Annotated in this window: 5 protein-coding genes; 2 read left to right on the top strand and 3 right to left on the bottom strand. The window is 58.4% G+C overall.

The features are described 5' to 3' along the window. Window positions 1-379 (bottom strand): LysE family translocator (locus FEM54_RS22135; RefSeq protein ID WP_171045882.1); only part of this gene is annotated, 379 nt, incomplete at its 3' end. A gap of 192 nt (window positions 380-571) precedes the next feature. Between FEM54_RS22135 and FEM54_RS22130 the strand changes: the two genes are divergently transcribed. Continuing rightward, window positions 572-1,162, top strand: coding sequence for an Lrp/AsnC family transcriptional regulator (locus tag FEM54_RS22130; RefSeq protein ID WP_240792783.1), 591 nt, complete (start codon window positions 572-574; stop codon window positions 1,160-1,162). Between the two features lie 105 nt (window positions 1,163-1,267). Here the strand turns inward: FEM54_RS22130 and FEM54_RS22125 are convergent, their stop codons facing one another. Both FEM54_RS22125 and FEM54_RS22120 read right to left on the bottom strand, forming a co-directional pair. After that, window positions 1,268-4,333: an efflux RND transporter permease subunit gene (locus tag FEM54_RS22125; RefSeq protein ID WP_138453031.1), complete on the bottom strand. Its 3,066-nt coding sequence runs from the start codon at window positions 4,331-4,333 to the stop codon at window positions 1,268-1,270. A 6-nt stretch (window positions 4,334-4,339) separates the two neighbouring features. Then, complete coding sequence (locus FEM54_RS22120) at window positions 4,340-5,440, bottom strand: efflux RND transporter periplasmic adaptor subunit (protein ID WP_017137120.1); 1,101 nt, start codon at window positions 5,438-5,440, stop codon at window positions 4,340-4,342. Between the two features lie 93 nt (window positions 5,441-5,533). On the opposite strand from FEM54_RS22120, the gene FEM54_RS22115 reads away from it, so the two are divergent. Beyond that, on the top strand, window positions 5,534-6,105 hold a 572-nt coding region (locus FEM54_RS22115), incomplete at its 3' end, for a TetR/AcrR family transcriptional regulator (RefSeq protein WP_138453029.1).

Raw genomic sequence — 6,105 nt, 5'->3', positions numbered from 1 at the left:
ACGCCTTTATATTCGCAACACCCAGCACAAAACCGGCACCCCAGCCCGGCGTGACCACGGCTTGCTCATCCTGAATGGGCGGTGCCGTGCCAATGCGATAAGCCAACCAAAAAATATAAACAATGGAGATGACCGTCAGTGCCACCGCCAACCCGGGAAAGCTGTGCAAGACCACATACAGCCCAGAAACAACCAACGCCATGGCAATCACTAAACCCAGGGTGATCCCGACAAAAAACTGAAACGAGCGTTGCATGCCATACGCCGCGCCGCTGGCAGCCAACGCCAGAGTCGCGGGGCCGGGGCTGGCCAGTAAGGCGATAGCTGCGAGGGTAAAGGTGAATATCGCCTGGTAAACACTTAGCGTGACATCAAACATGTGAAGCGCCTCGGTAGCCTTATTCAAAACTTAATGAAACCGCACCGCCTTGTAGTTGTAACTCAACGTTAGCCCCCCACAACCACCACGCACTGGACCGCTTTGCACTTTCATACACCCATTCAATAAAATTTATAGCAAGTTAAAAACACTCACTCAAACGCAGCCGCATCGTTTAGCCGGCGGTAACTTTTGAACGCAGCTGTAATTCGCACATTCAAGAATAAAAAAATAGATGGAAACCTTTTAAAAATCCATTCTTTTGTCAGGGATCTGTGGTATGTAAGATTTTCACGCTATTTCATCAATGTTCGTAAGGTCCATCTAATGAAAAGGCTTACAAAAAACGATCAGACACTCGATGCCATTGATCGCGCGCTGCTGGTCGCCCTGCATCAGAATGCCCGTGCCTCTATCCGCGCGCTCAGCCGGCAGGTGGGATTGTCCGCTCCTGGTTGCAGTGAGCGTCTCAAACGCCTGGAAGTGGCAGGGGTTATAAGTGGGTTCAGCGTAGAGTTGGACGCGCAGGCACTGGGGTTTGCGCTGCAGGCACTGGTGCGGGTAAAACCGCTGACGGGAAATTTTCAAACAGTGGAGCAGCTACTGTCAGACATGCCTGAATGTATTGTCTGTTACAAGATCACCGGGGAAGACAGTTTCGTCTGCCATCTGTACACACACTCCGTTAACCACCTTGATCAAACCTTGCAAAAAATAACGCCGTTGGCCGACACCAACACCTCCATTATAAAAACCGTCGAGAAGAAACTGCCCCTATTCTAAATAAGCAAGTGGGAGACATTCAGGCTTAAACAGCAGTTATCGAATTTCAGGCTTTTCCCACACCCGTCAGTACTATCGACACGCCTTCACGCCTCCCGTTATGAACTAGTGCGCCTCCTTCTTAATGCGAAACCATGCCGCATACAAGGCTGGCAAGAACAATAACGTCAACGCCGTCGCCACAATCAACCCGCCCATGATTGCCACCGCCATCGGCCCGAAAAATACGCTACGCGACAGCGGAATCATCGCCAATACCGCCGCAAGCGCCGTCAGCACAATCGGGCGAAAGCGTCGGACGGTGGCTTCGATAATCGCCTGCCAGGGCGCCAGTCCCGCCTTGATGTCTTGCTCGATCTGGTCCACCAGGATCACCGAGTTACGCATGATCATGCCCGACAGCGCGATGGTGCCGAGCATGGCGACAAAGCCGAAGGGCTGGCGGAACACCAGCAGGAACAAGGTCACGCCGATCAAGCCCAGCGGCGCCGTCAGAAACACCATTGCAGTGCGTGAGAAACTGCGCAGTTGCAGCATCAGCAAGGTCAGCACTACCACGATAAACAGCGGCACGCCGGCCTTGACCGAGTTCTGGCCACGGGCCGAATCCTCGACGGTGCCGCCCACTTCGAGCAGGTAGCCGTCCGGCAGTTCGGCGCGCACGCCTTCCAGGGTCGGCAGGATCTGCTGGACCAAGGTTGCCGGTTGTTCCTTGCCGTAGATATCGGCACGCACGGTCACCGTCGGCAGGCGATTGCGGTGCCAGATGATGCCTTCTTCAAAGCCATATTCGAGGGTCGCAATCTGCGACAGCGCTACGCTTTTGCCGTTGTCGGTCGGCACCGCCAGGCTCGGCAGCAGCGACAACTCGGTACGTTCATGCACGGTGCCGCGCAGCAGGATCTCGATCAACTCGTTGTCCTCGCGGTACTGGCTGACGCTGGAGCCGGTCAAGGAACTTTGCAGGAACTTCGACAGGTTGGCAGTGCTGACGCCCAGCGCACGGGCACGGTCCTGGTCGATATTCAGGTAGACGATCTTGCTCGGTTCCTCCCAGTCCAGGTGCACGTTGACCACGTGGGTATTTTCGCGAACCTTGGCCGCGACCTTGCGCGCCAGGGCACGGACTTCTTCGATGTGCTCGCCGGTCACGCGAAACTGCACCGGGTAGCCCACGGGCGGGCCGTTTTCCAGGCGCGTGACGCGTGAACGCAGGTCGGGGAATTGTTCGTTAAGGGTCTCGATCAGCCAGGTGCGCAGGCTTTCGCGTTCCTCGATGGTTTTGGCCAGTACCACAAACTGCGCAAAGCTGGCGGCCGGCAGTTGTTGGTCCAGCGGCAGGTAGAAGCGCGGCGAACCGGTGCCCACATAGGCCACATAGTTGTCGATGCCAGCATGTTCCTTGAGCAAGGCTTCCAGGCGCTTGACCTGGTCGGCGGTGTTGCTCAGCGAAGCACCTTCAGCCAGTTTCAGGTCGACCATCAGCTCCAGGCGACCGGAGGCCGGAAAGAACTGCTGAGGTACAAAACGGAACAGCGCCACCGAGCCGATAAACAACAACAAGGTCAACACGATCACGGTTTTGCGCCGACGCACACACCATTCGACCAAGCGTCTTACACGTTGATAGAACGGCGTGCCGTAGGGATCAGGCCCATCGGTGCCGTGTTTGGCCGCATGAATCTTCGCCAGGTCCGGCAGGAGCTTTTCCCCCAGGTACGGCACAAACACCACCGCCGCAACCCACGAGGCCAGCAGGGCAATGGTCACCACTTGGAAAATCGAACGGGTGTATTCACCGGTACTCGATTGCGCGGTGGCAATCGGCAGGAAACCTGCGGCGGTGATCAATGTGCCGGTGAGCATCGGGAACGCGGTGCTGGTCCAGGCAAAACTCGCGGCCTTGAGCCGGTCGTAGCCCTGCTCCATTTTGATCGCCATCATTTCCACGGCGATGATCGCATCGTCCACCAACAAGCCCAGGGCCAACACCAAGGCACCGAGGGAGATTTTGTGCAGGCCGATGCCCAGGTAATACATGGTCGCAAAGGTCATCGCCAGTACTAGCGGAATCGCCAGGGCGACCACCATGCCGGTGCGTACACCAAGGGAGAAGAAGCTCACCAGCAGCACGATGGCCAAGGCTTCAGCGAGTACCTGGACGAATTCACCGACGCTGGTTTTCACCGCCGCCGGTTGGTCCGAGACCTTGCGCAGTTCCATGCCTGCCGGAAGGTTCTTCTGCAGGCGTGCGAATTCGCCTTCAAGGGCCTTGCCCAGTACCAGAATGTCGCCGCCGTCACGCATCGCCACGGCCAGGCCGATGGCGTCCGCGCCCATATAGCGCATGCGCGGCGCCGGTGGGTCGTTGAAGCCGCGATGGATTTGCGCCACATCACCGATGCGGAAGGTGCGGTCACCTACGCGAATCGGGAAGTTACGGATCTCATCGACCGTTTTGAAGTTACCCGAGACGCGCAGTTGCACGCGTTCCGTCGGGGTTTCAAAGAAACCGGCGGTGGAGACGGCGTTCTGCTCCTGCAGTGCCTGCTGCACTGCAGCCAATGGCAGGCCGAGGGTGGCGAGCTTGAGGTTGGACAGTTCGATCCAGATCTTCTCGTCCTGCAGGCCCAGTAACTCGACCTTGCCCACATCCGGCACGCGTTGCAGTTGAATCTGGATGCGGTCGGCGTAGTCCTTGAGCACCGCGTAGTCAAAACCGTCACCGGTCAGGGCGTAGATATTGCCGAAGGTGGTGCCGAATTCATCGTTGAAAAACGGCCCCTGGATATCCGGCGGCAAGGTCTGGCGAATATCGCTGATCTTCTTGCGCACCTGGTACCACAGCTCCGGGATTTGTGCCGAGTGCATCGAATCGCGGGCCATGAAGGTGACCTGGGACTCACCGGGCCGGGAGAACGAGACAATGCGCTCGTACTCGCCCGTCTCCATCAGCTTCTTCTCGATACGTTCGGTGACTTGGCGCGAAACTTCCTGGGCCGTGGCGCCCGGCCAGTTGGTCTTGATGACCATGGCCTTGAAGGTAAACGGCGGGTCTTCACTTTGCCCCAGCTTGGTGTAGGACAACGTGCCGACCACTGCCAGCAGGATCATCAGGAACAGTACGATCTGGCGATTACGCAACGCCCATTCGGAAAGATTGAAACCCATCGGGGACTACTCCTTGGCCGCCAGATTCACTACTCGGTTGGCGCGATCCACCGGGCGCACTTGCTGGCCCTCATGGAGCACATGCACACCCGCCGCGATCACCCAATCGGTGGGGGCCAAGCCTTCAAGCACCGGCACGGTTTTTTCACCGAAAGCACCGATGCGCACCGGCGTTCGTTTGAGCGTGTTGTCCGGCTGTACCCGCCAGACGTAGGACGCACCGTTCTCCGCGCTCAGGGCCGACAGCGGCACTGACAGTGGGACGATCCCATCAGCCTGGATGAAGACGCGGGCGCTCTGGCCCAACTCGGCGGGGACTTTGCCGCCGGTGAAGGCAACGCGCGCAGCGAAGGTGCGGGATTTTGGGTCGGCTGCCGGTGAGAGCTCACGAATGCGCCCGGCAAAACGTTGGTCGGGCTGGCTCCACAACTCCACCGATACCGGTTGGCCGATCTTGAAGCGGCCAAACCCTTGCTCGGGCAGGCTGATCAACACTTCGCGCTCGCCATCGGTGGCCAGGGTAAACACCGTTTGGCCGGCGGCCACCACTTGGCCGACTTCCACCGCACGCTTGGCCACTACACCGTCCTGGGGCGCACGCAGCACGGCATAGCCGGCCTGGTTGCTCGATACGTCGAACTCGGCCTTGATCTGCTTAAGACGTGCTTCACCGGATCGGTAGAGGTTTTCGGAATTGTCGTACTGCGAGCGGCTGACCATCTGACGGTCCATCAGGGTCTTGTAGCGGTCGCGTTCGGCGCGCACCAGGCTCAGGTTGGCTTCGGCGGCGGCAACCTGGGCGCGGGTGGCTTCCAGTTGCAGGCGCACGTCCTGTGGGTCGAGCTCTGCCAATGGTTGGTTGGCCTTGACCCGCTCGCCCTCCTCCACCAGGCGCTTACTGACTTTGCCGCCGATGCGAAAGGCCAGGTCCGGCTCATAACGGGCGCGTACTTCCCCCGGAAAACTGTCCATCGCCAGCGCCGACGGCTGCGGTTGCACCACCATGGCCGGGCGGATGGTGGTTTGGGCCGCTTCTTCATGACCGCAGGCGGTCAACAGGAAGATCAGGCTGACAGGCAACGCAAGGGGCAGGAAAGTACTGCGCATGCTGAAGGACCTTTCGCAAATGGAGCTAGGAATAATTATACTGGCCGGTATGTTATTAATACCAAACTCACCAGTCCAGTATTAAAGGTGAAAATGTCCGACAATCCTGTAAACACCAATAGCCCCGGGCGTCCCAAGGACATGGCAAAACGCCAGGCAATCCTCGAAGCAGCCAAAATCCTGTTTTTGAGCAATGGCTACGCCAGCACCAGCATGGATGCCGTGGCCCTTGAGGCCGGCGTGTCAAAACTGACGGTCTACAGCCACTTCACGGATAAAGAGACCTTGTTCACCGCCGCCGTCGTGGCCAAGTGCGAGGAGCAGTTGCCGGTGATGTATTTCGAGTTGCCCGAGGGCATGCCGGTGCACACCGTACTGCTGAACATCGCGCGCGGCTTTCATCGGCTGATCAACAGCGAAGAATCGGTGAACCTGCACCGCCTGATGATGACCACCGGCAACCAGGACGTGAAACTCTCGCAGATCTTCTTTGAAGCCGGGCCTATGCGCATGCTGCAAGGCATGGAGCGCCTGCTCAGCCGCATTGACCAGAGCGGCGCCTTGAGCATCGACAAACCATTTACGGCGGCTGAGCACTTCTTTTGCCTGCTCAAGGGCACGGCAAATTTCTGCTTGTTGTATGGGTGTGGCGGGCAGTTGAGTGA

The sequence above is a fragment of the Pseudomonas edaphica genome (assembly GCF_005863185.1).
Taxonomy (GTDB): Bacteria; Pseudomonadota; Gammaproteobacteria; order Pseudomonadales; family Pseudomonadaceae; genus Aquipseudomonas; species Aquipseudomonas edaphica.
The sequence above is the reverse complement of the archived record's forward strand: the minus strand, read 5'-3'. Positions and strand labels throughout refer to the sequence as shown.

Coding starts and splice junctions, on each gene's coding strand:
- FEM54_RS22120 (WP_017137120.1), bottom strand. CDS start 5,440: ATGCGCAGTACTTTCCTGCCCCTTGCGTTGCCTGTCAGCCTGATCTTC.
- FEM54_RS22125 (WP_138453031.1), bottom strand. CDS start 4,333: ATGGGTTTCAATCTTTCCGAATGGGCGTTGCGTAATCGCCAGATCGTA.